Source organism: Microbacterium sp. 4-7, from assembly GCF_014332665.1.
GTDB lineage: Bacteria > Actinomycetota > Actinomycetes > Actinomycetales > Microbacteriaceae > Microbacterium.
The window spans coordinates 66,114-92,217 of record NZ_MCRH01000003.1; the positions used below are offsets into that span (position 1 = coordinate 66,114).

General features: G+C 68.5%; 27 protein-coding genes and 1 tRNA gene. 18 read left to right on the forward strand and 10 right to left on the reverse strand.

The window, feature by feature from the left end:
• Window positions 1-12: 12 nt before the first annotated feature.
• The 8 genes from BEP68_RS04395 to BEP68_RS04430 all read left to right on the forward strand — a co-directional run bounded on the left by BEP68_RS04395 (window position 13) and on the right by BEP68_RS04430 (window position 7,887).
• Window positions 13-672: an O-methyltransferase gene (locus tag BEP68_RS04395; protein ID WP_072590968.1), complete on the forward strand. Its 660-nt coding sequence runs from the start codon at window positions 13-15 to the stop codon at window positions 670-672.
• 99 nt (window positions 673-771) lie between these two features.
• Complete coding sequence (eno, locus tag BEP68_RS04400) at window positions 772-2,052, forward strand: phosphopyruvate hydratase (protein WP_053095504.1); 1,281 nt, start codon at window positions 772-774, stop codon at window positions 2,050-2,052.
• A 53-nt stretch (window positions 2,053-2,105) separates the two neighbouring features.
• Window positions 2,106-2,669 carry an FtsB family cell division protein gene (locus tag BEP68_RS04405; protein ID WP_083569297.1) on the forward strand — a complete coding sequence of 188 codons (564 nt, stop codon included), beginning with the start codon at window positions 2,106-2,108 and terminating at the stop codon, window positions 2,667-2,669.
• Between the two features lie 68 nt (window positions 2,670-2,737).
• Window positions 2,738-3,280: a DUF501 domain-containing protein gene (locus tag BEP68_RS04410; protein ID WP_053095505.1), complete on the forward strand. Its 543-nt coding sequence runs from the start codon at window positions 2,738-2,740 to the stop codon at window positions 3,278-3,280.
• A complete protein-coding gene (locus BEP68_RS04415; RefSeq protein ID WP_053095506.1) occupies window positions 3,277-4,569 on the forward strand; it encodes a S8 family serine peptidase in 1,293 nt (430 codons plus the stop codon). Before BEP68_RS04410 ends, BEP68_RS04415 begins: the two co-directional genes overlap by 4 nt.
• A 39-nt stretch (window positions 4,570-4,608) precedes the next feature.
• Entirely contained in the window at window positions 4,609-6,078 is a 1,470-nt protein-coding gene (locus BEP68_RS04420; RefSeq protein ID WP_053099042.1) for an NAD(P)/FAD-dependent oxidoreductase, read from the forward strand.
• Window positions 6,079-6,364: 286 nt separating this feature from the next.
• Window positions 6,365-7,180 (forward strand): cation-transporting ATPase, encoded by an 816-nt coding sequence (locus tag BEP68_RS04425; protein ID WP_187249358.1) that lies wholly within the window; start codon window positions 6,365-6,367, stop codon window positions 7,178-7,180.
• The gene (locus BEP68_RS04430; RefSeq protein WP_261987722.1) at window positions 7,177-7,887 is read left to right on the forward strand and encodes a DedA family protein; all 711 of its coding nucleotides are present in this window, start codon (window positions 7,177-7,179) and stop codon (window positions 7,885-7,887) included. The genes BEP68_RS04425 and BEP68_RS04430 overlap by 4 nt, the downstream gene beginning before the upstream one ends.
• A gap of 11 nt (window positions 7,888-7,898) precedes the next feature.
• On the opposite strand, the gene BEP68_RS04435 is transcribed toward BEP68_RS04430, so the two are convergent.
• Window positions 7,899-7,971 (reverse strand) — tRNA-Leu (locus BEP68_RS04435).
• Between the two features lie 324 nt (window positions 7,972-8,295).
• On the opposite strand from BEP68_RS04435, the gene BEP68_RS04440 reads away from it, so the two are divergent.
• From BEP68_RS04440 to BEP68_RS04450, 3 genes are all read left to right on the forward strand, one after another.
• Window positions 8,296-9,543 (forward strand): alanine racemase, encoded by a 1,248-nt coding sequence (locus tag BEP68_RS04440; RefSeq protein ID WP_056277950.1) that lies wholly within the window; start codon window positions 8,296-8,298, stop codon window positions 9,541-9,543.
• On the forward strand, window positions 9,540-10,853 hold the full coding sequence (locus BEP68_RS04445) for a D-arabinono-1,4-lactone oxidase (protein ID WP_187249359.1): 1,314 nt from the start codon (window positions 9,540-9,542) through the stop codon (window positions 10,851-10,853). The genes BEP68_RS04440 and BEP68_RS04445 overlap by 4 nt, the downstream gene beginning before the upstream one ends.
• An 87-nt stretch (window positions 10,854-10,940) precedes the next feature.
• Window positions 10,941-11,507, forward strand: coding sequence for a LemA family protein (locus BEP68_RS04450; protein WP_187249360.1), 567 nt, complete (start codon window positions 10,941-10,943; stop codon window positions 11,505-11,507).
• 90 nt (window positions 11,508-11,597) lie between these two features.
• On the opposite strand, the gene BEP68_RS04455 is transcribed toward BEP68_RS04450, so the two are convergent.
• Complete coding sequence (locus BEP68_RS04455) at window positions 11,598-12,083, reverse strand: hypothetical protein (protein ID WP_187249361.1); 486 nt, start codon at window positions 12,081-12,083, stop codon at window positions 11,598-11,600.
• Window positions 12,080-13,342: a winged helix-turn-helix domain-containing protein gene (locus BEP68_RS04460; protein ID WP_056277957.1), complete on the reverse strand. Its 1,263-nt coding sequence runs from the start codon at window positions 13,340-13,342 to the stop codon at window positions 12,080-12,082. Before BEP68_RS04460 ends, BEP68_RS04455 begins: the two co-directional genes overlap by 4 nt.
• A 79-nt stretch (window positions 13,343-13,421) precedes the next feature.
• On the opposite strand from BEP68_RS04460, the gene BEP68_RS04465 reads away from it, so the two are divergent.
• Window positions 13,422-14,618: an AI-2E family transporter gene (locus BEP68_RS04465; protein ID WP_082297766.1), complete on the forward strand. Its 1,197-nt coding sequence runs from the start codon at window positions 13,422-13,424 to the stop codon at window positions 14,616-14,618.
• Entirely contained in the window at window positions 14,615-15,844 is a 1,230-nt protein-coding gene (ilvA, locus tag BEP68_RS04470) for a threonine ammonia-lyase (protein WP_053095513.1), read from the forward strand. Before BEP68_RS04465 ends, ilvA begins: the two co-directional genes overlap by 4 nt.
• 76 nt (window positions 15,845-15,920) lie before the next feature.
• On the opposite strand, the gene greA is transcribed toward ilvA, so the two are convergent.
• Together greA and BEP68_RS04480 are read right to left on the reverse strand one after the other, a co-directional pair.
• On the reverse strand, window positions 15,921-16,409 hold the full coding sequence (gene greA, locus BEP68_RS04475; protein WP_053095514.1) for a transcription elongation factor GreA: 489 nt from the start codon (window positions 16,407-16,409) through the stop codon (window positions 15,921-15,923).
• A 96-nt stretch (window positions 16,410-16,505) separates the two neighbouring features.
• Window positions 16,506-16,892: a DUF4307 domain-containing protein gene (locus BEP68_RS04480; protein ID WP_053095515.1), complete on the reverse strand. Its 387-nt coding sequence runs from the start codon at window positions 16,890-16,892 to the stop codon at window positions 16,506-16,508.
• Between the two features lie 69 nt (window positions 16,893-16,961).
• Between BEP68_RS04480 and BEP68_RS04485 the strand changes: the two genes are divergently transcribed.
• Window positions 16,962-17,246 (forward strand): hypothetical protein, encoded by a 285-nt coding sequence (locus tag BEP68_RS04485; RefSeq protein ID WP_053095516.1) that lies wholly within the window; start codon window positions 16,962-16,964, stop codon window positions 17,244-17,246.
• 16 nt (window positions 17,247-17,262) lie between these two features.
• Here BEP68_RS04485 and trhA read toward each other — a convergent pair whose 3' ends face one another.
• Window positions 17,263-17,991 carry a PAQR family membrane homeostasis protein TrhA gene (gene trhA / locus BEP68_RS04490; RefSeq protein ID WP_072590976.1) on the reverse strand — a complete coding sequence of 243 codons (729 nt, stop codon included), beginning with the start codon at window positions 17,989-17,991 and terminating at the stop codon, window positions 17,263-17,265.
• Between the two features lie 96 nt (window positions 17,992-18,087).
• On the opposite strand from trhA, the gene BEP68_RS04495 reads away from it, so the two are divergent.
• The 4 genes from BEP68_RS04495 (at window position 18,088) to BEP68_RS04510 (ending at window position 23,028) form a co-directional block, all read left to right on the forward strand.
• A complete protein-coding gene (locus tag BEP68_RS04495; RefSeq protein ID WP_053095518.1) occupies window positions 18,088-18,867 on the forward strand; it encodes an isoprenyl transferase in 780 nt (259 codons plus the stop codon).
• A gap of 260 nt (window positions 18,868-19,127) precedes the next feature.
• Window positions 19,128-20,447 carry a PhoH family protein gene (locus BEP68_RS04500; RefSeq protein WP_053095519.1) on the forward strand — a complete coding sequence of 440 codons (1,320 nt, stop codon included), beginning with the start codon at window positions 19,128-19,130 and terminating at the stop codon, window positions 20,445-20,447.
• A gap of 143 nt (window positions 20,448-20,590) precedes the next feature.
• A complete protein-coding gene (locus BEP68_RS04505; RefSeq protein ID WP_187249362.1) occupies window positions 20,591-22,822 on the forward strand; it encodes a carbon starvation CstA family protein in 2,232 nt (743 codons plus the stop codon).
• Entirely contained in the window at window positions 22,822-23,028 is a 207-nt protein-coding gene (locus BEP68_RS04510) for a YbdD/YjiX family protein (protein ID WP_053095521.1), read from the forward strand. The genes BEP68_RS04505 and BEP68_RS04510 overlap by 1 nt, the downstream gene beginning before the upstream one ends.
• Before the next feature lie 68 nt (window positions 23,029-23,096).
• On the opposite strand, the gene BEP68_RS04515 is transcribed toward BEP68_RS04510, so the two are convergent.
• From BEP68_RS04515 to BEP68_RS04530, 4 genes are read right to left on the reverse strand one after another with little or no spacing between them, the layout of a single operon-like run.
• On the reverse strand, window positions 23,097-24,512 hold the full coding sequence (locus BEP68_RS04515; RefSeq protein ID WP_053095522.1) for a class II fumarate hydratase: 1,416 nt from the start codon (window positions 24,510-24,512) through the stop codon (window positions 23,097-23,099).
• The gene (locus tag BEP68_RS04520) at window positions 24,509-25,198 is read right to left on the reverse strand and encodes a carbonic anhydrase (RefSeq protein WP_053095523.1); all 690 of its coding nucleotides are present in this window, start codon (window positions 25,196-25,198) and stop codon (window positions 24,509-24,511) included. Before BEP68_RS04520 ends, BEP68_RS04515 begins: the two co-directional genes overlap by 4 nt.
• A 5-nt stretch (window positions 25,199-25,203) precedes the next feature.
• On the reverse strand, window positions 25,204-25,842 hold the full coding sequence (locus BEP68_RS04525; RefSeq protein WP_187249363.1) for a DUF4245 family protein: 639 nt from the start codon (window positions 25,840-25,842) through the stop codon (window positions 25,204-25,206).
• Complete coding sequence (locus tag BEP68_RS04530) at window positions 25,839-26,078, reverse strand: exodeoxyribonuclease VII small subunit (RefSeq protein ID WP_053095525.1); 240 nt, start codon at window positions 26,076-26,078, stop codon at window positions 25,839-25,841. Before BEP68_RS04530 ends, BEP68_RS04525 begins: the two co-directional genes overlap by 4 nt.
• Window positions 26,079-26,104 lie beyond the last annotated feature (26 nt).

Consider the following 26,104-nt stretch of genomic DNA (forward strand, 5'->3'; position numbering starts at 1 on the left):
TTTGCTGAGGGCATGGAATCCACTCCCGCCGCCTGGTCGAATGCCGACGCCTATCTCGCTGATCTCCTCGTCGGTCATGATCCGCAGCTGGAGGCGGCGCTGGCCGCTCAGCACGATGCCGGTCTTCCCGAGATCGAGGTCGCGCCGGTCGGCGGCAAGCTCCTCAACCTCCTCGCCCGCATCAGCGGCGCTCGCCGCGTGCTGGAGATCGGAACGCTCGGCGGGTACTCGACGATCTGGCTCGCACGGGCGGTGGGTCCCGAGGGGCGGGTGATCACCGTCGAGGCCGAAGCGGACAACGCCGCCGTGGCCCGCGCGAGCATCGATGCCGCCGGCGTCGGAGACCGCGTCGACATCCGGATCGGCCGAGGTGCCGACGTGCTCCCCACGCTGGTCGGCGGCTTCGACCTGGTCTTCATCGACGCCGACAAGGAGTCGAACACGGTCTACCTCGACTGGGCCGCGAAGCTGGGCCGTCCCGGAACCGTGATCGTGCTCGACAACATCGGACGGGAGGGTGAGATCGTGCGCGACGATGCGACCGACCCCAAGGTCGTCGGCACCAGGGATGCACTGCGGATGCTGGGCGAGGACCCGCGCTTCGACGCCACCGCGCTGCAGACGGTCGGTGTCAAAGGCTGGGACGGCGTCGCGCTCGCTGTCGTCGTGTGAACCTCCGGCCCCGACCCGGGTGCTGAGGGCCGGGCGGGCTAGACTGGGCGCGGATCGACGACGCTCCACACACCTTTTCTCTGAGCAAGGAGCACATCAGTGGCACTGATCGAGGCTGTAGGCGCACGCGAGATTCTCGACTCGCGCGGAAACCCGACCGTTGAGGTGGAGGTGCTCCTCGACGACGGCGTAGTCCAGCGGGCAGCCGTCCCGTCGGGTGCATCCACCGGCGCATTCGAGGCGTACGAGCTGCGCGACGGCGACAAGAGCCGTTATGGCGGCAAGGGCGTGCTCAAGGCCGTCGACGCCATCATCGACGAGCTCGGACCGGCGCTCGAGGGCATCGAGGCGAGCGAGCAGCGCATCGTCGACGAGATCCTGATCGAGACCGACGGCACCGAGAACAAGCAGCGCACCGGCGCCAACGCGATCCTCGGCGTCAGCCTCGCCGTCGCGAAGGCCGCGGCCGACTCGGCCGATCTGCCCCTGTTCCGCTACCTGGGCGGCCCCAACGCGCACGTGCTGCCCGTGCCGCTCTTCAACGTGATCAACGGCGGCGAGCACGCCGACAACGGCATCGACATGCAGGAGTTCTTCCTCGCGCCGATCGGCGCCGAGACGTACTCCGAGGCGCTCCGCTGGGGTGTCGAGACCTACCACGTGCTGCGCGGCGAGCTGAAGGCCGCCGGCTACGCGACGGGCCTCGGCGACGAGGGCGGCTTCGCCCCCGACCTGCCCAGCAACCGCGAGGGTCTCGACTTCCTCGTCAAGGCGATCGAGAAGGCCGGCTTCAAGCCGGGCACCGAGATCGCGCTCGGCCTCGACGTCGCAGCGACCGAGTTCTTCAGCGACGGCGTGTACCGCCTCGACAACAAGGACTGGACCGGCCCCGAGCTGATCGAGTACTACCAGGGTCTGGTCAACGACTTCCCGATCGTCACGATCGAGGACGCCCTCGCCGAGGACGACTGGGACAACTGGAAGCTCCTCACCGACGCTCTCGGCTCGAAGGTCCAGCTCGTCGGAGACGACCTGTTCGTCACGAACCCGACGCGTCTGGCTGACGGCATCAAGCGCGGCGTCGCCAACTCGCTGCTCGTGAAGGTCAACCAGATCGGAACGCTCACCGAGACGTTCGACGCGGTCAGCCTGGCGCAGCGCTCGGGTTACACCGCCATGCTGTCGCACCGCTCGGGTGAGACCGAGGACACGACGATCGCCGACCTCGTGGTCGCGACGAACGCGGGTCAGATCAAGGCGGGTGCGCCTGCTCGCAGCGAGCGCGTCGCGAAGTACAATCAGCTTCTGCGCATCGAGGAGGAGCTGGGCGACGCGGCTGTCTTCGCCGGCCGCTCCGCGTTCCCGCGCTACCAGGGCTGAACACAGCTGAGACAGACAGAAGCCGCCTGAGCGGCTCGAACGGAGGAGGAGCCGTGGCACGACGACCGGCTCCTCCTTCGGCGTCTCCGGGGGCGACCCGGCCCGCCTCAGCGCCGCCGTCGCCCGCACAGCGCACCGCGGGTCGGACGCCCCGGGGTGCGGCGAGCAGAGGCGCGCAGGACCGCAGGGTCGATGTGCGCGAGTGGGCCTCCGGCATCCGCCTGTCGGCCTTCTCGGTCATCATGCTGTCTCTCGTGGTCCTCGGCGCATGGGTGCTGGTGCCGACGCTCGGCACCTTCATCGATCAGAGGCAGAAGATCTCGGCTCTGGAGCAGTCGATCCAGGTCTCCGAAGACCAGATCGCCGCGCTCGAGAAAGAGCGTGAACGCTGGAACGACCCGGCGTACATCACCACCCAGGCGCGTGAGCGCCTGTATTACGTCAAGCCCGGCGAGGTCGTGTACCTGATCGACAACGACCTCGACCCCGCCGCGCTTCCGCAGCAGCAGGGCCCGGTCAGCGACACGCTCGAGGAGACGCCCTCCGACTGGATGCCGCAGCTCCTGCGCACTCTGACGTCCGCCGGACTCAGCGACACGGCCGCAGTCGCCCGCTGACCTGCGCCGCCGCCGCACGGGGCGTGTGCTCCGAGCATCCTCCCGGTCGGCTCCCGTACGCTGGTCGGGTGACCACGCCGCCATTCCCCGCCCCCACGACCGCCGAACTCGCCGTGGTGTCGGCCCAGTTGGGGAGAACCGCGCGCGGCGTCGTCGGCATCGCAGCCCGTTGCGTGTGCGGCAACCCCACGGTCGTCGCCACCACGCCGAGGCTGCCGGACGGAACGCCGTTCCCCACCTTCTACTACCTCACCCACCCTGCCGCGACTGCGGCCATGTCGACTCTCGAGGCCACTCAGGTCATGCCGGAGCTCGCGGCGCTCCTCGCCGAGGACGACGGGGTCGCGGCGGCCTACCTCGCGGCGCACGAGGCCTACCTCGCCGACCGTGCGCAGTTCGGCGAGGTCACCGAGATCGACGGCATCTCGGCCGGCGGCATGCCCACGCGCGTCAAGTGCCTGCACGCTCTGGCCGGTCACGCTCTCGCGGCCGGCCCCGGCGTGAACCCGATCGGCGACGTGGCGCTCGAGCGTTCGACGTGGTCTCCCGAGAAGTGCCGGTGCGACGCCCCGGGCGCGGCGCTGCGCGACGTCGAGGCGTCGACCGAATGAGGCCGCCGCGGATGCTGCGCAACGGCGTCGCGGTGGCGACGATCGTGGCATCCGTCCTGCTACTCGGCGCAGCGGCGACGCCGCCGCCGGTGCCCGATGATCCTGCCGATCCGGTGCGCGCCGCCGAATACTGGCTCGATGGCGCCGGGATCCGAGACGCCTGGCAGACCACCCGCGGCGACGGAGTGACCATCGCCGTCATCGACACCGGGATCGCCAAGGTCCCGGGAGTGTTCGACGGGGCCGTCGTCGGCGGCACGGACGTGTCCGGCACCGGGACACCCGACGGGCGCACCCCGGTGGGTGCCATCGACGGCAATCACGGCTCGTGGGTCGCATCCCTCGCCGCCGGGCGCGGCGCGGCCGACGGCAAGGGCATGATCGGCGTCGCCCCCGAAGCCGATCTGCTCTCGATCTCCGTGGGGTTCGGCGCAGCTGCCGCCGTGCCGTTCACCGAGCAGGTGGCGAAGGCGATGCGCTGGGCGGTCGATCACGGGGCGGACATCATCAACCTCTCGTTCACCACGAACACGCTGGACTGGGACAAGAGTTGGGACGACGCGTTCCTCTACGCCTTCGAGAACGACGTCGTGGTCGTGGTCGCGGCGGGCAATCGGGGGAGCGGCACCGACATCATCGGCGCCCCCGCGACGATCCCCGGCGTGCTCACGGTCGGCGGAGTCGATCAGACGGGCACGGCGAGCATCGAAGCCTCGACGCAGGGGATCACCATCGGCATCGCGGCACCCAGCGAGGGCCTGCGCGGCGTCTCGGCGGACGGCACGGTCGTACCCTGGAGCGGCACCAGCGGTGCGGCGCCCATCGTCGCGGGCATCGCGGCCCTCGTCCGGTCCGCGCATCCCGAGCTCGATGCCGCCAACGTCATCAACCGCATCATCAAGACGGCGATCGAGGTCCCTGGCATGGCGGATCCGCCCGACCCCCTCTACGGCTACGGTCTGGTGGATGCCGAGGCGGCGATCAGCGGGGACGTGCCCAAGGTCTCCGAGAACCCCATGGGAGACCTCGCCGAGTGGGTCCGCCTGTTCCGTCGGGCGGAGACGGTCCCGCAGCCGGAACCCACCGCCGCGCCGGTCGAGGTGCCGCCTCTGCCGGATGCGGACGCGCCGACGGAAGCCGGTTCACCGCTGCTTCCCAGCGCTGAATCGCTGCGCTACGGTACCCTGCCGCTCATCGCGCTCACAGTCCCTGGTATCCTGATAGCGCTTGGCGTCACCGCAGCTGCCCGGCGCATCCGATCGGCGCGCGCACGCACGCCACATTCCTGACTCCCGAGGAGTTGTCCCCCTGTGCCTCAGAACAGCACTGTGCCCAAGATTCTGATCGTCGGTGGAGGCTATGCAGGCTTCTACACGGCGTGGAAGCTGGAGAAGCACCTTCGCAAGGGTGAAGCAGACGTCACCATGGTCGACCCGCTGCCGTACATGACGTACCAGCCGTTCCTCCCCGAGGTTGCCGCCGGCTCGATCGAAGCCCGACACTCGGTGGTCGCCCACCGTCGTCACCTCAAGCGCACGAACGTGCTCACCGCCAAGGTGACCGGAATCAACCACGCCGAGAAGGTCGCGACGATCACGCCTCCCGTGGGCGAGCCGTACGAGTTCGCGTACGACCAGATCGTGGTGACCGCGGGTGCCGTCTCGCGCACCTTCCCGATCCCGGGCATCGCAGACAACGCGATCGGCCTGAAGACGATCGAGGAGGCCGTCGCGATCCGTGACCGCCTGATGTCGAACTTCGACAAGGCGGCGTCGCTGCCTGCGGGCCCCGCGCGCGATCGCCTGCTCTCCGTCGTCGTCGTCGGCGGTGGCTTCGCCGGCATCGAGGTGTTCGCCGAGCTGCGCTCGCTCGCCTCGTCGCTGGTCAGCAAGTACCCGCAGCTGACCTTCGACGACACCCACTTCCACCTCATCGAGGCGATGGGGCGCATCATGCCAGAGGTCTCGCTGCAGACGAGCGAGTGGGTGCTCAAGGACCTCGCGAAGCGTGGCGCCAACGTGCACCTCGACACGCAGCTCACCAGCGCGGTCGACGGCAACGTCGAGCTGTCGACGGGTGAGGTCATCCCCACCGATCTGATCGTCTGGACCGCCGGTGTCATGGCGAACCCGACGGTGGTGCGCGGTGGCGACCTCCCGATCGAGGAGCGCGGCCGCATCCAGACCCGCGCAGACCTCCGTGTCGGCACCCCCGAGGCCTTCGTTCCCGGGGCCTGGGCCGCCGGTGACGTCTCTGCCGTCCCCGACCTGTCCGGTGGTGGCGTCGGCGGCTTCTGCGTGCCGAACGCCCAGCACGCCGTCCGTCAGGCGAAGCTCCTCGCGAAGAACATCGTCGCCGTGCTGCGTGGCGAGGACCCGAAGGAGTACTTCCACAAGAACCTCGGCGCCGTCGCGGGCCTCGGGCTCTACAACGGTGTCTTCCAGTCCGGCAAGATCGCCCTCAAGGGGTTCGTCGCCTGGGTCGCCCACCGTGGATACCACGGCCTCGCGATGCCCACGTGGGAGCGCAAGTTCCGCGTGGTGTGGGGCTGGTGGAACAACCTGTGGCTCGGTCGCGACCTGGTGAACCTCGAGACGGTCCAGAACCCGCGCTATGTCTTCGAGGAGTTCGCCGCTCGCCCGCGTCCGGCCGCCGATGCGCCGGCTCCCGCCGTCACGGCTCCGGCCGCGCAGGCGACCGCCGTCGACAAGGCTGCTGACGAGAAGCCCGCCGGCCAGAAGACCGGTGCCAAGAAGCCGGCCGCCAAGAAGACCGCCGAGACGGCTGCCGCCAAGTAGTCCTCTCCTCGAACGCCCCGATTCCTCCGGAGTCGGGGCGTTCGTCGTCTCCGCCGACGGGGCGTGTCTCGCACCCCGTTCATAGGCGCGCTTGCTACCGTCGGCAGCGCAAGGGGAGTACTCCCGTCTGCGGTGGTGTCGTCATTACGGATACGAGGTCGTGTCCCGGCCCACCGGCCCGTGAGGGTGGAGGAGACCTGGCGTCCGTATCCGCGGACGGCCAAGGACCCCTCACCGCACCGCTGTCGAGACCCGTGGTCGTCCACACCACGAAGGAATCGTCACCATGGGAAAACTCAACCGACTGCTCGGGATGGCCGCTCGCGCCCTCGATCTCGACGAGAGCGGATCCCGCACGGATCGCGACGGCTCGCGGGGGCAGACGCCTCCCGCGCCCGGACGGCGTCACCCGGAAAATGATCGATACTCTCCTCCGCCGGTGCACCGGATGTCGCGTGACCCATACTCTCCGCCTCCTGCCGGTGCCGCCTCCGCCTCCCGTGCAGCCGGATCGGGGTCGGACGCCGACCGGGCCGCGATCGCACGATACGACTACCTGCTCGAGACCGCCGATCCGCACCGCGTCGAGCAGATCCATCGCGAGGCGTTCGCGCGGCTGACGCCGGCGCAGCGCGCGCAGGTGCAGGAGCGCATGAACACGGAGCTCGCGCCCGGCGAACGCCCGACCTCGTCCTCGCCGGAGGATCTCGCACGCGCGGCCGGGCGCTCCGAGGCGGCGCACCCCGGACGCATGCGCGGCATCCTGTCGCGGGTGCGCGGGTTCGGCGCTGCCGGTGCCGTCGGCGGCGCCGCCGTGGGCGCGTTGGGCATCGTGGCGGTCGGCGCCGTCGGCAGTGCCGTCGCCGCCCCCCTTCTCGAGCAGGCGGCCGGGCTCGGTGTCGACTTCGACGCGCTCGCGCAGGGTGTCGACGTCGAGGCGATCGCGAGCGGACTCGGCGGAGAGGAGCTCGCGGGAGCCGCTGAGGGTGTTCTCGGATCGGCCGGTGAGACCGTCTCGGGCCTCGGCGACACCGCGAGCGAATGGGGTCAGCGGCTCGGCGACCTCGGCATCCCCGGAATCGGCGATCTGTTCGGCCGATGAGCGGCGCGATCATGGCGGCCGCCGAGTCATCGCCGTCGGATCACGGATTCTCCGGCCTCACCGGGTTCGCCGCCGACGTCCTCACCCAGCTCGGCGACATCGGCGTGGGCGTGCTGGTGTTCCTCGAGGTGCTCGTCCCGCCCATTCCGAGCGAGGTGATCCTGCCGTTCGCCGGGTACCTGAGTCAGAGCGGCGACCTCACGCTCGGCTGGCTGATCGTGTGGAGCACCCTCGCCTCATGGATCGGAGCGCTCCTGCTCTACTGGCTCGGGGCGGCCATCGGCATCGAGCGGGCCGTGCGGCTTCTCGCGGCCACCAAGCTGGTCAGCCGCGGCGATCTGGACCGGGGAGTGGCCTGGTTCCAGCGAAGCGGAGGGTGGACGGTGCTCGTGGGGCGGATGGTCCCCGGAGTCCGCAGCCTGATCTCGATCCCTGCGGGTGCCACGCGGATGAACCTGGCGCGATTCAGCGTCTACACCATCGTGGGCAGCGGCCTGTGGAACACTCTGCTCATCGGGGTGGGTGCCCTGCTGGGAACCCAGCACGAGCAGCTCGAGCACCTGCTCGGGTATCTCGACTACGCCGTGTATTCAGCGCTGGCGATCGCCGTCGGTGTGCTGGTCCTGCGCCGAATCCGTGAGGCGCGCGGGTCGGCATCCGCGAACGGACAGACCCGCGGCGCGGCAGATCGACGCGCGGATGGCTGAGAAGCGCGCTGTGCCCCCGCTGGGACTCGAACCCAGACTGAAGCGATTTTAAGTCGCCTGCCTCTGCCATTGGGCTACGGGGGCTCCATGTGACTGGCTCAGATTACACGGGTATATCGGCCGCTCCGGCGCCGCATCCCGCACGGACAGGGCGAAGGGAGACGGGCGTCCCAGCGCCCGTCTCCCTGTGATGCTGCTGAGACAGCATCGCTACCCCCCGGCAACCGGCCGGGCACGGCCGGTGAGCCGCCACGAATGACGGCCTCAGTGATAGAGACGGCGACCGTGGATGTTCATTACGAGCATTGCGGCTAAAGTACCGGGATTCCGGACGTGGCCGTACGACTGCGCTGCGACTCGATCTCAGAAAGCATGAATCCGCGTCCGCGCTGGACATAGGGTGGGGGAGTGCTCGACCTCATCGCCGATATGAGCCCCGATCAGGGACGAAACGCAGTCTCCCCCGAGTGGCACGACCCGTCACGGTACTGGCCGCGCCTGTCTGCGGCGACCGGCCACCTCTCTGCTCCCGTGGCGGTGATCGACAGAGAAGCGCTCCGGCACAACGCCCTGGATCTGCTGGTCCGTGCGGGCGGACTGCCGATCCGCGTCGCCTCGAAGTCGGTGCGCGTGCGCTCGGTGCTCGACGCGGTGCTGCAGCTTCCCGGCTACCGGGGGATTCTCGCGTTCACCCTCGCCGAAGCGCTCTGGCTCGCCGAGACCCATGACGACATCGTGATCGGCTACCCGACGGTCGATCGCGCGGGACTCGCGCAGCTCTTCGAATCCGAAGAGGCGGCGCGGCGCATCACGCTCATGGTCGACGACCCGGCGCATCTCGACATCGTCGACAGCGTCGCGCCTGCCGGCCATCGCCCCGACATCCGTGTCGCGATCGACGCGGACGCCTCACTGCGATCGGCGGCGCTCGGTCATATCGGCGTCCGCAGGTCCGCGCTGTTCACTCCGGGAGAGGTGGCGGCCTTCGCTCGCACGATCGTCCGCCGCCCCGGCTTCACGCTCGTCGGCCTGCAGATGTACGAGGCCCAGATCGCCGGGCAGGGCGACAACGCGGGACCGGACGCGCCGGTGATCCGTCTGATGCAGGCGCGCTCGCGGTCAGAGCTGCGAGACCGACGAGCCGCGATCGTCGGCGCACTCTCGGAGATCGCCCCTCTCGAGTTCCTCAACGGCGGAGGGACCGGCTCCCTCGAGTTCACCGGCAGCGACGAATCGCTGACCGAGGCGAGTGCCGGCAGCGGACTGCTCGGAGGGCACCTCTTCGACGGGTACCGATCCTTCCGCCCGGCACCGGCGTCGGCGTTCGCGTTCGACGTGGTGCGGCGGCCGGCCGCCGACATCGCGACCGTGCTCGGTGGCGGATGGATCGCCTCGGGCCCCGCCGTGACGTCGCGACAGCCGTCGCCCGTCTGGCCGCAGGGACTGCGCACTCTGTCGCGCGAGGCCGCGGGCGAGGTGCAGACACCGCTGCAGGGGCGAGAGGCCCAGCACCTCGGAGTGGGCGATCGGGTCTGGTTCCGCCACGCGAAGAGCGGCGAGCCTGCCGAGCGCATCGACAGCTACCAGCTCGTCTCCGGCGACGAGATCGTCGACGAGCTTCCCACGTATCGCGGCGAGGGGAAGGCGTTCCTGTGACCCGGATCGGCGGAACCTGGCAGAACTGGGGGCGGTCGGCGCAGGTGAAGCCGCTCCGCGTCGAGCGCCCGCGCACGCCGGAAGGCGTGCAGCGCGCCGTCCGGGCGGCTGTGTCGCAAGGTCTCACCGTGAAGGCGGTCGGAGCGGGGCACAGCTTCACGGGCATCGCCGTCGCCCCCGGGGTGCTCCTGGAACTCGACGACATGCAAGGACTCGTATCGGCCGACGCGTCCACCGGCCGCGCGACCCTGCTCGCGGGAACCCGGCTGCACCGCATCCCCTCACTGCTTGCGCCGTTCGGTCTCGCCATGGAGAACCTCGGCGACATCGACCGTCAGTCCATCTCCGGCGCGATCTCGACCGGGACCCATGGGACCGGGTCCGGGTTCGGAGGACTCGCCACACAGGTCGTCGCGGCGACCATGGTGACCGCAGCCGGCGAGTTCCTGAGAGTGGACGAGAGGCAGAACACCGATCTGCTGCCCGCGGTCACACTGGGGCTCGGCGCGCTCGGGATCCTGGTCGACATCACGCTGCAGTGCGTGCCGAACCTCCTCCTGGAGGCAGTCGACGAGCCAGCGCCTCTCGACGACGTTCTCGAGACCCTGCACAGTCGGGTCGAGGAATCGGACCACTTCGAGTTCTACTGGTTCCCGCACACGGACATCGCTCTGACCAAGAGACAGACCAGACTGCCGGAGTCGACACGGCGGCAGCCTCTCCCCGTCGTAGGGCGCTGGATCGATGAGACCCTGCTCTCGAACGGCGTATACCGGGCGGTATGCGCCGCCGGGCAGGTGGCACCCGTCATCACTCCGCCGTTCAACAGGCTCGCGGTGAAGCTCACGGGCGACCGGCGCTACACCGAGCTGTCGCACCGCGTCCTGACACAGAGCCGCACGGTGCGGTTCCGCGAGATGGAGTACGCGCTGCCCGTCGAGAACGTCGTGCCGGCCTTCCGCGCTGTGCGCGAGCTCATCGAGCGACGAGGATGGCGCATCGAATTCCCTATCGAGGTGCGCTTCGCGGCGGGCGACGACAGGTGGCTGTCGACGGCGTACGGCAGGGCCACGGGGTACATCGCGGTCCACCGCTACTGGCGCGCCGATCCTTCGGTGTACTTCGAGGCCGTGGAGCAGATCATGCTCGAGCACGGCGGACGCCCCCACTGGGGCAAGCTGCACACGCTGAACGCCGAGCAGCTGCGAGAGCGCTATCCGCGGTTCGACGACTTCACCGCCGTGCGCGACCGGCTCGACCCGGATCGCCGATTCACGAACCGATACCTGGATCGCGTTCTCGGCGCATGACGGGGCTGCAGCTGACCGTCGCACACCCAGTCGACGCGCAGGCTGCGCCGATAGGATGAGACAAACACGAGGAAGGGTGGGCCTCTGATGGAATGGCTCGTGCCGGTACTGATCGTCGTCGGTGTGATTCTGCTCATCGGAATCTACCTCTGGGCGACCTACAACTCGCTGGTGCAGCTCAACGTCCGCGTCGACGAGGCCTGGAGCGGCATCGCGGTTCAGCTGAAGCGCAGAGCGGATCTGATACCCAACCTCATCGAGACGGTGAAGGGCTACGCCTCGCACGAGAAGGCGGTGTTCGAGAACGTCACGCGTGCGCGAGCGGAGACGCTGTCTGCCGGCAGCCCCGGCGAGGCGGGCATCGCCGAAGGTCATCTGCAGCAGGCGCTCCGCAGCCTGTTCGCGGTCGCCGAGGCCTATCCGCAGCTGCAGGCGAGCCAGAACTTCCTTCAGGTGCAGCAGGCCCTCGTCGACACCGAGGACAAGATCCAGGCTGCGCGCCGCTTCTACAACGGCGGGGTCCGCGAGCTGAACACCAAGATCAAGGTCTTCCCCAACAATCTCTTCGCCAAGGGACTCGGATTCACCGAGCGCGAGTTCTTCGAGGTCGCCGACAGCGGCGCGATCTCCGAGCCGCCACGCGTGCAGTTCTGATGTGTCACAAGGCCCGATGCGCACCAGCGCATCGGGCCTTCTGCATGTCCGGCCGCCGGTGGCGAGTCGATCCCGGGGCCTGAGCGTCGCTCACCAGACGTCGAGCTCCACAGCGTCACCCTCGACGGTCACGCCGCCGCGGAGCATCCAGGAGTCCGTGCGATACGTCTCGGTCCTCGGACTGCCGTCCTGACCTGTGCCAGACACGGTGGCGACGAGGACGCCCCCGTCGGCGACGAATCCACCGTCCGTGAGCTCCAGGACCGGCAGCTGCTCTATGCGGAACCGGACGTCGTCGACCGAGGCGAACTCGGTGCCCCAGGGGATCCTGATCCCGCATCCGTCGGGAACGGCGTCATCGGAGACCTCCGCAGACGTGCACTCCTCGAGGTGGTCGTCCAGCGCCTGCTGTGCGGTCGTGCGCACATCGATCTCAGGCGTCGGTGCGCTGCTCGTCGCCGGGGGACCGGCAGCAGGGGACACATCGCCGGATGACAGCCACAGCCATGATGCCGCCACCACGACGACGAGAGCGGCACCGACGCCGCCGATCGCCCATGCCCTGCGGCGGTTCACGAGGGCACCTCTCTCGCGTGCACATGGCGACGCACGGACGTGTCCGGGCGAACCGAGAGTGCGGCGTGAAGAGCCTCTGCCGCGGTGCCCCACCGCGAGACCGAGACATGCGCGAGGCCCTGCCATTCCGCTGCGAGCGCCAGCTCTGCGGCGATCCGCTCAGCGTCGGCGTCAGGCCTGGCCTGAGGTTCCCACCAGGCCGACTGCACCTGAAGCGTCGACGTCGCGCGGTCGGCCTTCAGATCGACGCGGGCCACGATCCGGTCGCCGACGAGCACGGGCAGCGAGTAGTAGCCGTATCGCCGCTTGTCGGCGGGGACGTAGATCTCGATCCTGTAGTCGAGCTCGAAGGCGCGCAGCGCTCTGTCGCGGAACCAGACGACGGGATCGAACGGTGTCAGCAGCGCTGACGCGTCGATGCGGCGCGGCAGCACGGCATCCCGATGTCGCCAGCTCGGGAGCGGGCGCCCACCGCGGTCCCAGCCCCGCACCGACACCGGGAGCAGCTCGCCCGTGTCGACCAGATCGGCGATCGACTGCGAGACCGCCGCGCGATCGCGGATGCGGTGGTAGTCGGCGAGATCCGACTGCGTCGCGACTCCCGACGAGCGCGCCGCCCGACGTGTGAGCTCGCGGATCGCATCGTCCCGCGGCACGTGGCGCGACAGGATGGCGTCGGGGATCACCTGCTCGGCAAGAGCGTAGCTGCGCTCGAAGCCCTTCCGACCGCTGATCGCGACGTCCCCGGTGCGCCACAGATGCTCGAGCGCGAGCTTGACGTCATCCCAGTCCCACCATGTGCCGCGCTCGCGGGGCGCATCTTCTCGGAGATCCGCCGGTCGCAGTGGGCCCCGCGCCCTGAGCTCGTCCTGCACCCAGCGCAGCGTCCGCGTGTTCAGGCTCATCCACGAGTCGGCCGCCGCCCATCGGGCGCGGAAGTGATCCATCCGGAATCGCCACAGCGGCCAATCCTCGATGGGGATGAACGTCGCCTCATGAGCCATGTACTCGACGTAGTGGGTGGTCCGGGAGTGGAACACCCGATCGAACAGCGCGGGATCGTAGGCTCCCAGACGCGAGAACAGCGGCATGTAGTGCGACCTCGCGAACACGTTGACCGAGTCGATCTGCAGCACGCCCAGCCGATCCATCACCCGGTGGATGTGCCGGGCCGACACCGATGCGGGGCGTGCGCGGGAGAAGCCCTGCGCGGCCAGCGCGATGCGACGGGCCTGGGCGGAGCTGAGGGTCTCGGTCACCTCGTCAGGGTATCTCCGAGCGCCGACATCCGGGCCTCGTACGTCCGGACGCGCGGCGCCCGCGCCGTAGACTTGGGCGATGAGCGAAGAGCTGCGTCCACGGCTGAGAGACCTCTTCCGTCCGCGCCCGGTCTCGCCGGATCGCACGGTGACCACCGAGGCCGATGAAGCCGTCCCGCGAGGACTCCGCATCACGGCCGCATATTCCTGGCGCATCCTGCTGATCGCAGCGGTGGTGGCCGGATTCATCTGGCTCGTGATCGAGCTGAAGCTCCTCGTGATCCCGCTCATGGTCGGCATCCTCATCACGGCTCTGCTGTGGCCGGGATTCCAGTGGATGCTGCGCCACCGGTTCCCGCGCTGGCTGGCAGTGGCGCTGTCGATCATCGGCACGCTCGCGATCGTCTCCCTGCTGCTCTGGCTCGTCATCTGGCAGGTCCGCGCCCAGCTGCCCGACGTGCAGGCGCGGAGTTCCCAGGCGATCGAGGAGTTCCGGCAGTTCCTTCTCAACGGACCGCTGCACCTGAGTGAGACGCAGATCCAGGACTACATCGATCAGGGCCTCGGCATCATCAACGAGCAGACGCAGACGCTCCTCAACGGGGCTCTCGCGGTCGGCACGACCGCCGCGCATGTGGTGACCGGCGCGGTCCTCTCACTGTTCATCCTGATCTGCCTGCTCGCCGACGGTCGGGGGATCTGGCGCTGGACGCTGCGCCTGTTCCCGCGCGCGGCGCGACCGGCCGCCGACGCGGCCGCGAGCAACGGCTTCGCGACGATCGTCAACTACGCCCGCACGCAGCTGCTGGTGGCCGCGATCGACGCGGTCGGCATCGGCGTGGGTGCCGCTCTGCTCGGCGTCCCGCTGGCGATACCGGTCGCCGTGCTCGTCTTCCTCGGATCCTTCGTGCCGATCGTCGGTGCGGTCGTGACCGGCGCGATCGCGGTCCTGCTGGCCCTCGTCTACAACGGGCCGTGGATCGCTCTGGCGATGCTGGCCGTCGTGCTCGGTGTGCAGCAGCTCGAGGGGCACATCCTGCAGCCGATCCTGATGGGCTCCGCGGTGAAGGTGCACCCGCTCGCGGTCGTGCTCGTCGTCGCCGGCGGCTCGATGGTCGGCGGCATCCCCGGAGCGCTGTTCGCGGTGCCTCTCGCAGCGTTCGTCAACGTCGCAGCGGTGACCGTCAGCACGGGGTCGTGGAAGACCGGCGACGTCCCGAACGCAGACCTAATCTGGAGCACAGTTCCGCGCGAGCGGAGACGGAGGAATCGATGAGCGCAGTCCCCAGCCTGGACGAGTTCGAGAAGGCAGCTCAGAGTCTGGCTGAGGTGATCACGCGGACGCCGACGTTGCCTTCGCGCGCTCTGTCGGATGTCCTCGGAGCGCCGGTCGTGCTCAAGATGGAGAACCTGCAGCGAACGGGATCCTTCAAGATCCGGGGATCCGCATATCGCCTCTCCCAGCTGAGTGCCGAAGAGCGCGCGCGCGGCGTGGTCGCGGCCTCCGCCGGCAATCACGCGCAGGGCGTCGCCCTCGCGGCGCAGACCCTCGGAATCCCGGCGACCATCTTCGTGCCGATCGGCATCCCGGTGCCCAAGCTGCTGGCGACCAGGAGCTACGGCGCCGAGGTCGTGCTCGAGGGAGAGACGGTCGCGACGTCGCTGCGGCTCGCCGCCGAGTTCGCCGAGCGCACGGGAGCGGTGATCATCCATCCGTTCGACCACCGCGATGTCGTCATCGGCCAGGGCACGCTCGGACTCGAGCTGCTCGAGGATGCTCCGGACGTCGACACGATCGTGCTGGGGATCGGCGGGGGAGGCCTGATCGCCGGTGTCGCCGCTGCGGTGAAGGCGAAGGCCGCCGAGATGGGCCGCACCGTCCGCATCATCGGCGTCCAGGCCGAGAACGCCGCGGCGATGCTTCCCTCGCTCGAAGCGGGATACCCGGTCGACATCGAGACGAAGCCCACGATCGCTGACGGCATCCTGGTCGCGCGCCCCGGCGCCATCCCGTTCGAGATCATCAAGGACCTCGTCGACGAGGTCGTCACGGTGACGGACGACGACCTCGCACGCGCCATCCTCGTGCTGCTCGAGCAGTCCAAGGTGATCGCGGAGCCGGCGGGTGCCGTCGGAGTCGCCGCGATCCTCGCCGGCAAGGTGAAGGCCAGCGGCAAGACCATGGCCGTGGTCTCCGGTGGCAACATCGACCCGCTGCTGCTGCAGCGCGTGGTCTCTCACGGTCTGGCGGCATCCGGCCGGTACCTGACGATCCGCATCCCGCTGCCCGACCGTCCCGGTCAGCTGGCGCGGGTGTCCGAGCTGATCGCGGAGGCCGGCGCCAACGTGATCGAGGCGATGCACACCCGTCACGGGCACGGGCTGCAGATCAGCGAGGTCTTCCTCGAGCTCAGCGTCGAGACGCGGGGCACCGAGCATTCCGAGCACACCCTCGACACCCTCCGTCGTGCCGGCTTCCAGCCGATGATCGTTCCGGACTGACCCGCGACGACAGAAGGCCCCGTCCATTCGGACGGGGCCTTCTGTCGTCGCGGAACGCGCGCGTGATCGGAGCGCGTCAGCCGGTGTAGGTCTCGACGTTCACGATCTCGACCGAGATCGCGCGGCCGTTCGGCGCCTCGTACGAGGACTTCTCGCCGACCTTGAGTCCGAGGATCGCCTGTCCGAGCGGGCTGGCCTCGCTGTACACGTCGAGGTCGCTGCCCACGGCGATCTCACGGCTGCCGAGGAGGAAGACCTCTTCGCCACCGGCGACCACGGCGGTCACGACCGTGCCGGGCTCGACGATGCCGCGGCTCGCGGGCGCCTCGCCGACCTTGGCGGTCTTGAGAAGGTTCTCGAGGGTGCGGATCCGCGCCTCCTGCTTGCCCTGCTCGTCCTTGGCGGCGTGGTACCCGCCGTTCTCCTTGAGGTCGCCCTCTTCGCGTGCCGCTTCGATGCGCTTGGCGATCTCTTCGCGACCGGTGGTGGAGAGGTGCTCGAGCTCGGCGACGAGCCGGTCATACGCTTCCTGCGTGAGGAAGGGAACCTGAGCGTCAGTAGACATGACGAAGCTCCTTCGTTAGGTACCCGGCGACGTTCCGCGGGGGATATGCCAAGACGCCCCGGCACGGTGCCAGGGCGTCATCTGTCTGGCTCGAGTCTAAGCGACCCAGCAGCTGTTCACCAAACCTGTCGTGGCGCTCGAGACGGTGGGAACCGTGGCAGAGAGCGCCTGCGAATGGGCATCTCCGGCGGGGATCTCGACGACCTTCCAGCCGACGACCCCGAACTCCTCGTCCAGCGCCTCGACGATGCAGGCCACGTCCTTGCCCTGCACCCCGGTGATCTGGAAGCGCACGGTGACGCTGTGCTCATCCACCAGATCGAAGCCGAGATCGTCCGAGTCGACCGCGTTCATCTGCGCCGCGACGATCATCCAGCCGAACGCGCCGACGAGAAGTGCCGCGATGGCGATCAGGACGATCCATGGCCCCCGGCGGGAGCGGGTGCGACCGTAGCGGTCGTCGAGCTGTTGTGCGGTCGTCACGGGGTAGGTCTTCCGGTCGTTAGGCTGGGAACTCCAGGTTATGCGACCTGCGCATGAAAGGCAGACTCCATGCTCGCTCTGACCGAGACACCGATGCCGACGCCCACGATGACGGTGGCACCGGAGCTGGTCACGCCCGGATTCGTCGGCTTCGCCGCCGTCGTGATCATCCTGATCGCGGTGATCCTGCTGATCCTCGACATGAACCGTCGCATCCGTCGGGTCCGCTACCGCGAAGAGGTCAGGGATGAGCTCGACGCCGAAGAGGCCGCGCGGGCGGCTGACGAGGCGACCGAGACGGATGCCGACCTGCCGATCGTGCGCGAGGGCGACGACGACCCCGAGAAGCGCTGACCGAGCCTTCGGCGGGTCAGGCCCCGAGTGACGGGGACAGCGGTGCGAGAGCGATGAGCAGACACGCGACCCAGTGGCACAGGAAAGCGAGCACCGTGCATACGTGGAAGATCTCGTGGAACCCGAAATGGCCGGGCCACGGGTTGGGCTTCTTGATCGCGTAGACGACCGCGCCGCCCGTATAGAGGAGCCCTCCGACGATGACGAGCACCATCATCGTGGCGTTCGCGACGAAGAGGTCGGCGAGGTACATCACCGCAGCCCAGCCCAGAAGCAGGTAGAGGGCGACGTACAGCCACCGCGGAGCATTGATCCAGAACACCCGGAACAGGATGCCGAGAAGCGCCCCGCTCCACACGAACACGAGCAGCAGGGCGCCCTTCTGAGGGGGCAGAGCGAGCACGGCGAGCGGCGTATAGGTGCCGGCGATCAGCAGCAGGATGTTCGCGTGGTCGATCCGCTTGAGGATCACCTTGACCTTCGGGCTCCAGTCGATCCGGTGATAGAGAGCGGAGTTGCCGAAGAGCAGCAGCGAGGTGGCCATGAACACGGCGGCGGCCCACTTGGCCGCGCCGCCCTGCGCGACGGTGATCAGCACCACCCCGGCGACGATCGCGACGGGGAACGTGGCCGCGTGGATCCAGCCGCGCCAGGTCGGCTTGATCTCGACGGCGGCGTCGTGCGCCGCCTCCTCCAGGAGGGGCAGCTGGGGGACGTCAGGTACCGAGGAGTCGGGAGTGCTCACGCCTTCACTCTATGCGGGCGCCCATGCAGGCGAGCGTACATATCCTGAGCGTCGGCCCTGGGTCCGCCGACGCCGACGCGATAGCGTAGGGAGGTGATGACACGCGATGGTCAGGGGCGGGGGCCGCTGTACCGCCTCTACACCAGCCGGCTGCGCCGCCATCTCGATCCGGCGACCGTTCCCCATCACGTCGCCATGATGATCGACGGCAATCGGCGCTGGGCCAGGCAGCTCGGCTACGAGACTCCCGCGGAGGGACACAGGGCGGGTGCCGCCAAGATGCGCGAGTTCCTCGGCTGGTGCGACGAACTCGGGGTGCGGGTCGTGTCGCTGTATCTCCTGTCCAGCGACAACCTGCGAAAGCGCGACTCCGCCGAGCTCGCCGATCTGATCGAGATCATCGCCGAGCTCGCCGAGGCACTGTCGCGCGAGGGCAATTGGCGTGTGAAGCACGTCGGACGCTCCGACATCCTTCCCGCGGAGCTCGCGAAGGTGCTGGACGACGCACAGGAGCGCACGCGCGACCACACCGGCCTCCACGTCAACCTCGCGGTCGGCTACGGCGGACGCAACGAGATCGTCGATGCGGTGCGCAGCATCGTCACGGCGCATCAGGCGTCCGGCGGCACGATCGAGGACCTCGCCGCTCATCTGACCCCCGAGATGATCGGGGAGCATCTGTACACCGGCGGCCAGCCGGACCCCGATCTCGTCATCCGCACGAGCGGCGAGCAGCGTCTGAGCGACTTCCTGCTCTGGCAGAGCGCCCACAGCGAGTTCTACTTCGTGGAGGCGCTCGGGCCGGACCTGCGACAGGTCGACTTCCTCCGCGCGATCCGCGACTTCGCCGACCGTGACCGGCGCTTCGGCCGCTGACCTCGCCGACGACGCCACCCCGCGTTAACCAACACGTAACGAACTCGTGGCGTGTCGAGTTCGTCAAATGTCGGCGGCTGGTCGTAGCTTCTAGGCATCGGGCAAGGTGCCCGTCGGGTCGGCCTCAGGATGACGACTCGTGACCCCCTGGTCGACTCGTTCGAATAACCGGGAGTTCCCCGGGTCGGGAGTGGGTCGTGACCTCACGTACAGCGCAGCAGTCCACCAGCACCGCGCAGCAGTCCACCCGTAAGACGACGATGCGAGCGGGGGCGGAGGGTCCTGATCAGGATCTTCGGACCTATGTGCTCGACACGTCCGTCCTGCTGAGCGATCCGCAGGCGTTCTTCCGGTTCGCCGAGCACTCGGTCGTCCTTCCGGTGGTGGTCATCACCGAACTCGAAGGCAAGCGGCACGACCCGGAGATCGGATACTTCGCCCGTCAGGCGCTTCGCCACCTCGATGACCTTCGTGTCGAGCACGGACGGCTGGACTTCCCCGTCGAGGTCGGCGAGGGCGGCACGCTTCGGGTCGAGCTGGCCAACACGGACTCCTCGGTGCTCCCGGCCGGCATCCGGCTGAGCGACAACGACACCCGCATCCTCTCGGTCGCGATGAACCTCGCGCAGGACGGTCAGGACGTCACGATCGTCTCGAAGGACCTCCCGATGCGCGTCAAGGCGGCCTCGCTCGGTCTGCGTGCCGAGGAGTACCTCGCCGAGCAGGCCGTCGATTCGGGATGGACCGGAATCACCACCCTCGACCTGTCCGGTGACGAGATCAGCGATCTCTACGAGAGCGAGGTGGGCATCAGCGAAGATGCGAGGGGCCTGCCAGTGAACACCGGGCTCATCATCCACTCCGAGCGCGGTTCCGCACTCGGCAGGATCACGGGAGACGGCGAGTACAAGCTCGTCCGCGGCGACCGCGACATCTTCGGCATGCACGGGCGGTCCGCCGAGCAACGGATCGCGATCGACCTGCTCACCGACCCGGACATCGGCATCGTCTCGCTGGGCGGGCGCGCGGGCACCGGAAAGTCCGCCCTGGCTCTCTGCGCCGGCCTCGAGGCGGTGCTCGAACGACAGCAGCAGAAGAAGATCATCGTCTTCCGCCCGCTGTTCGCCGTCGGAGGCCAGGAGCTCGGCTACCTGCCCGGCGATCAGGGCGAGAAGATGGGCCCGTGGGGGCAGGCGGTGTTCGACACGCTCGGTTCGGTCGTGTCCGGCAACGTCATGGAGGAGGTCGTCGAACGGGGCATTCTCGAGGTGCTCCCGCTCACGCACATCCGCGGTCGGTCGCTGCACGACGCGTTCGTGATCGTCGACGAGGCGCAGTCGCTCGAGCGCAACGTGCTGCTGACCGTCCTCAGCCGCATGGGGCAGAACTCGCGCGTGATCCTGACCCACGACGTCGGCCAGCGCGACAACCTCCGTGTCGGCCGTCATGACGGCATCGCCAGCGTGATCGAGACGCTCAAGGGGCATGACCTGTTCGCCCACGTGACGCTGATGCGGTCCGAGCGCTCCGCGATCGCCGCCCTGGTGACCGAGCTTCTCGAAGGGGGCGAACTCAGCTGACCTGAGTGGTCCGACAGCGGATGCCGTGATGTCACGGCATCCGCTGTCGCATGTTCCGGCGGATGCGTCGGCGATTCGCTTCCGTCGGCGTGGTCGTCGGATTACGCTCGTGGCACCGAACGCAGACGATGGAGTGATGCGCCATGAGTGACACAACGAAGACTGTCGAAGACCACTCGCTTCCCCCGGTGGCTGTCGATGAGAAGCCGCGCTGGACACCGCTGAAGATCGTCCTCTGGGCGGCGATCGCGCTACTGGGCGGTGTCGCCTGGACGATGCTCGCCATCGTCAGAGGCGAGACGGTGAACGCCATCTGGTTCGTGTTCGCGGCGGTCTGCACCTATCTCGTCTTCTACCGTTTCTACTCGAAGTTCATCGAGCGCAACCTCGTCAAGCCGAACGACCGGCGCGCGACACCCGCCGAGTACAAGGCGGACGGCAAGGACTACGTCGCGACCGACCGTCGAGTGCTGTTCGGTCACCACTTCGCCGCGATCGCGGGTGCCGGCCCTCTCGTGGGACCCGTGCTCGCCGCGCAGATGGGCTACCTGCCGGGCACGATCTGGATCATCGTCGGAGTCGTCCTGGCGGGTGCGGTGCAGGACTACCTCGTGATGTTCTTCTCGATGCGCCGGGGCGGGCGCTCTCTCGGCCAGATGGCCCGCGATGAGCTCGGTCGATTCGGCGGCACGGCGGCCATCGTCGCCACACTCCTCATCATGATCATCATCACGGCGATCCTCGCTCTCGTCGTGGTGAACGCCCTCGGCGAGAGCCCCTGGGGCGTGTTCTCCGTGGCCATGACGATCCCGATCGCCCTGTTCATGGGGGCGTACCTCCGGTGGATCCGACCAGGCAAGATCACCGAGGTGTCGCTCATCGGGTTCGTGCTGCTGATGGCGGCGATCATCGGCGGCGGGATGGTCGCCGAGACCGACTGGGGTCAGGCGGTCTTCACCCTCGACCGCACGACGATCGCGTGGGGGATCATCATCTACGGCTTCATCGCCGCGGTGCTGCCGGTGTGGATGCTGCTCGCTCCGCGCGACTACCTCTCGACGTTCATGAAGATCGGCGTGATCGTGGCACTCGCCGTCGCGATTCTCTTCGTGCGGCCGGAGATCACTGTCCCGGCCTTCAGCGAGTTCGCGGCGGGGGAGACGGGGCCGGTCTGGGCGGGTTCCCTCTTCCCGTTCCTGTTCGTGACGATCGCCTGCGGGGCGCTGAGCGGATTCCATGCGCTCATCGCGTCGGGCACCACGCCGAAGATGATCGAGAAGGAGAAGCAGACCCGCTTCATCGGCTACGGCGGCATGCTCATGGAGTCGTTCGTCGCGATCATGGCGCTCGTCGCCGCGATCTCGATCGACCGTGGTCTGTACTTCGCGATGAACTCCTCGCCGGCCGCGACCCTCGGCACCGTCGAAGGCGCCGTGCAGTTCGTCAACAGCCTCGGGCTGACGGGGGTGAACCTGACCCCCGAGATGCTCACGAGCACGGCCGAGGCTGTGGGGGAGGAGTCGATCGTCTCCCGGACCGGCGGTGCGCCGACCCTCGCTCTCGGCCTCGCGCACATCATGCAGCAGTGGATCGGCGGCACCGGGATGATGGCGTTCTGGTATCACTTCGCGATCATGTTCGAGGCGCTGTTCATCCTGACCGCAGTGGATGCCGGCACCCGTGTCGCGCGATTCATGCTGCAGGACTCGGTCGGCAACGTCATCCCCCGTTTCAAGGACACGTCGTGGCGGGTCGGGGCCTGGATCTGCACGGCGGTGATGGTCGCGGGCTGGGGCGCGGTGCTGATCATGGGCGTCACGGACCCTCTCGGCGGCATCAACACCCTGTTCCCGTTGTTCGGCATCGCCAACCAGCTGCTGGCGGCCATCGCGCTCGCCGTGGTGCTCACCATCGTCGCCCGCAGGCGCACGTTCACGGTTCTCTGGGTGGTCGCTCTGCCGCTGGCATTCGTGACGGTCGTCACCGTCACGGCGTCGCTGCAGAAGATCTTCTCGAGCGTGCCGCAGGTCGGGTACTTCGCCAATCACGTCGCCTTCCGCGACGCGCTCGCTGAGGGCGAGACGTCGTTCGGCACGGCGACCAGCGTCGCCGCGATGGAGGCGGTGGTGCGCAACACGATGATCCAGGGCATCCTGTCGGTGACTTTCCTGGTGCTGTCTGTGATCGTCATCACGATCTCGATCGTCAAGGTTATCCAGGCGGTGCGACCCGGGCCGATCATCGACCACGAAGACCCGGAGGTGCCGTCGCGTCGGTTCGCTCCGGCAGGACTCATCGCCTCACCGGAGGAGCGCGCGGTCGAGAAGGAGTGGAACGCGCTGCCCTCGTCCGCCCAGCCGACGAGGGGGCACTGATGTCTGCGGCGGTGGCCGAGGCGGCGCGCAGGATCTGGCACTCCGTCGCCTGGTACATGAACGGCGTGACAGGGCAGTCGCGGTACACGGCCTACGTCGCGCACGAACGGGAGCGGCATCCCGAGCGAGAGCCGCTCACCGAACGCGAGTTCTGGCGGGCGCACTACGCCCAGCAGGATGCCGACCCCGGAGCCCGCTGCTGCTGAGGGGGCAGAGACGACGGATGCCGCAGGGAACGAGTCCCTGCGGCATCCGTCGTGTCAGTATCCGGTGATCAACCCGGGTGGGTCATCGACAGCAGGTCGAGCTTCTCGTCGAGCTGCTCGAGCGTCAGGTCTCCGCGCTCGACATAGCCGAGGTCGATCACGGCGTCGCGCACCGTGATGCCCTTCGCGACCGAGTGCTTGGCGATCTTCGCCGCAGCCTCGTAGCCGATGAGCTTGTTGAGCGGGGTGACGATCGACGGGCTCATTCCGGCGAAAGCCGCCGCGCGGTCGAGGTTCGCCTGCAGTCCGTCGACGGTCTTGTCGGCGAGCACGCGCGAGGCGTTGGCGAGCAGACGGATCGACTCGAGAACGGCGGTGCCCATGACCGGGATCGCGACGTTGAGCTCGAACGAGCCGGATGCTCCGGCCCAGGCGACGGTCGCGTCGTTGCCGATCACTCGTGCGCACACCATCAGCACGGCCTCGGGGACGACCGGGTTCACCTTTCCGGGCATGATCGAGGAACCCGGCTGCAGGTCGGGGATGTGCAGTTCGCCGAGTCCGGTGTTGGGGCCGGAGCCCATCCAGCGCAGGTCGTTGTTGATCTTGGTCAACGAGACGGCGATCGTGCGCAGCGCGCCGGACGCCTCGACGAGACCGTCGCGGTTGGCCTGTGCCTCGAAGTGATCCTTGGCCTCGGTGATCGGAAGCTCGGTCTCGGCTGCGAGCAGCTCGATGACCTTCTGCGGGAACCCGAGCGGGGTGTTGATGCCGGTGCCGGTGGCGGTGCCGCCGAGCGGGACCTCGGCGACGCGCGGGAGGGCCGACTGCACGCGCTCGATGCCGAGGCGCATCTGACGGGCGTAGCCGCCGAACTCCTGGCCCAGGGTGACGGGCGTGGCGTCCATGAGGTGCGTGCGACCCGACTTCACCGCGTCCTTCCACAGCTCGGCCTTCGCCTCGAAGGCGACGGCGAGGTGGTCGAGCGCGGGGATGAGGGTGTCGATGAGCGCCTGCGTGACCGCGATGTGCACCGAGGTCGGGAACACGTCGTTCGACGACTGCGAGGCGTTCACATGGTCGTTCGGGTGCACATCCGCACCGAGGATGCGCGTCGCGAGGGTCGCGAGCACCTCGTTCATGTTCATGTTCGACGACGTGCCGGAGCCCGTCTGGTAGGTGTCGACGGGGAACTCGCCGTCATGTGCACCGGATGCGACCTCGTCGGCGGCCTGGGCGATCGCGTCCGCGATGGCCCCATCGAGCGTGCCCAGCTCCTTGTTCGCGAGCGCGGCGGCCTTCTTGATGCGCGCGAGGGCGGCGATCTGCGTGGATTCGAGGCCCTTGCCCGAGATCGGGAAGTTCTCGACGGCGCGCTGCGTCTGTGCGCCGTAGAGCGCGTTCACGGGAACCCGCACCTCGCCCATCGTGTCGTGCTCGATGCGGTAGCCCTGCGCGTCTGCGCCGCTGTGCTGGTCGGTCATTCCGAACCCTCCTTGGTTGCGGGGCTGTGCCCCTCGGTGTCGTTTCCGTCTGTGTCGAGTCCGACCGTGATGACGGGAATCGCGGTTCCCTCGGCCAGACGGTAGTTGGCGCCGACGATGCCCAGACGACCCTCGGCGACGGCGTGGGAGATCACCTCGGACGACTGCAGCAGGTCGCGGACCGTGTTGCGCAGGTGCTCCTGGCCGACCAGGTCGGCGTCGATCTCGGCGACCGTGGTCCCGCCGCTCTCGACGAGCACCTTCCGGGCCGCAGGCACGATCGGTGCGATGAGCTTCCAGATGTGCGGCGGCAGCGGCGCCGCGTCGATCGCGGTGCCGTCGATGGCGGCGCGCACAGCACCGCACGAGTCGTGTGCGAGCACGACGATCAGGGGGACGTTCAGCACCGCGACCGCGTACTCGAGGCTCGCGACGATCGACTCGCCGATCACCTGACCGGCATTGCGGACGACGAACAGGTCGCCGAGCCCCAGGTCGAAGATGATCTCCGCGGCCAGCCGGGAGTCGGAGCATCCGAACAGGGTGGCGACAGGATGCTGCGCCGCAGCCAGGTGCTTGCGTCGGGCGACATCCTGATTCGGGTGCCGCGGGGCGTCATCGACGAATCGCTGGTTGCCCTCCTGCATCTGCTTCCAGGCGGCGGCGGGCGTGAGCGTGTCTGTCATGAGGGCTACTCCGAGAGGTCGCGGATCTGGGGGACGAGGGACTTGGCGAGCTCGGCGGTGGAGTCGGCGGAGCGTGAGCCGTAGAGCAGCAGGTAGTCGTCACCCGCCTGGGTGCCGATCGCATAGGTGATGTTCTGCTTCGCACCGGCATCGCCGAGGTCGTAGACGTCCCACTCCAGCCCGCCGATCGACGTCGTGTCCGTCGGCGCGGTTCCGTTGAGGCGCTGCGGGGCCCAGGCTGCGTCAGCATCGAAGGCCTGTGCCAGCTTGATGAATCCGCGCTCATCCTCGGCTGACGGGGCGAGGGTGACATCCCAGACCGTCGCCGCGCCGCTCGTGAGCTCGGCCGTGTTGACTCTCCAGAAGTCGGCCAGGTCGGGCACGATCACCGGGCGATCCATGGTGGACTCCACGTCCGCGGCTACGCCGACCACGTCGATCTTCTGGGCGGTCGCGGGTTCGCCACGGGGAACTGCGAGCACGATCACCGTGACGATGGCCAGCGTGACGATCAGAGCGGCCACCAGGCTGCGCACCGTCTGGCTCGAGCGATAGGCCTTGCTCGACGCGGCCTTGCGGGCCGCCGTCTCTTCGGGGGTCTCCGGCCGGCCCAGTTCGGCGACGATGGGCGCGGGCTTGCTCATGAGTCGTCTCCGTCGGCGGCACCGGTCGACGTGGCACGGGCGGCCTCGAGGCGACGCTTGGCGCCGAGCAGCCATTCCTCGCAGCGGGCCGCCAGGGCCTCGCCGCGCTCCCAGAGAGCGAGCGACTGCTCGAGGGTCGGAGCGCCCTGTTCGAGCTCGGAGACGACCTTCACGAGCTCATCGCGAGCGGCCTCGAATGACAGCGTGTCCACAGGGGTGTCGTTCGGCGCACTCACGCCTCCATCCTACGCGGTGCGCGGGA